The sequence below is a fragment of the Mesorhizobium sp. M7A.F.Ca.CA.003.01.2.1 genome (genome assembly GCF_003998945.1).
Classification (GTDB): domain Bacteria; phylum Pseudomonadota; class Alphaproteobacteria; order Rhizobiales; family Rhizobiaceae; genus Mesorhizobium; species Mesorhizobium ciceri.
In genome coordinates, this window is the sequence record NZ_RZRA01001579.1 from 1 (window position 1) to 589 (window position 589).

General features: G+C 66.4%; 1 protein-coding gene. It reads right to left on the reverse strand.

The features are described from left to right. The coding region (locus EN969_RS34325; protein ID WP_245467688.1) for a DUF5801 repeats-in-toxin domain-containing protein at positions 1–589 on the reverse strand (589 nt) is incomplete at both ends.

The following is a 589-nucleotide window of genomic DNA, read 5'->3' on the forward strand; positions in this document are numbered from 1 at the left end:
CCCCGTCGGCGCCGAAGCCCGAACTGAAGTTGGCGGCAAAGCTCTGCGTATCGTTGGTGGTAAGAACCGACTCGTCGACGGTCAGCGTCGGCTCGGTGCCGGTGGTCGAGATGCTCGGGCCATCATCCTTGAAGTTGAGGTTCTGGCCGATGTCGAGGCTGGCCGACAGGTGGTCGCCATCCTTGTCGGTGACGGTCGCGGTGAGCGTGACCAGATTGTCGGCGGCCAGGCTGGTGCTGTCGTCGGGGTTGCTGGCGTCGGCATGGACCACCGCCCGGAGCTGGTCGAGGGTTACGGCGCCGGCGGCGCTGACGGAGACGGTGAATACGAGGTCGTTGGAGCCGATGGTGTGGCCTTCGACGACGCTGCCATTGAGCGAGAGGATGACCGCCTGACCGGTCGCCGTGTCGATCAGACCCGAAGGGCCTGCCACGACGCCCAGTGCGTAGGTCAGCGTGCCGGCCCCGTCGGCGCCGAAGCCCGAACTGAAGTTGGCGGCAAAGCTCTGCGTGTCGTTGGTGGTAAGAACCGACTCGTCGACGGTCAGCGTCGGCTCGGCGCCGGTGGTCGAGATGCTCGGGCCATCATC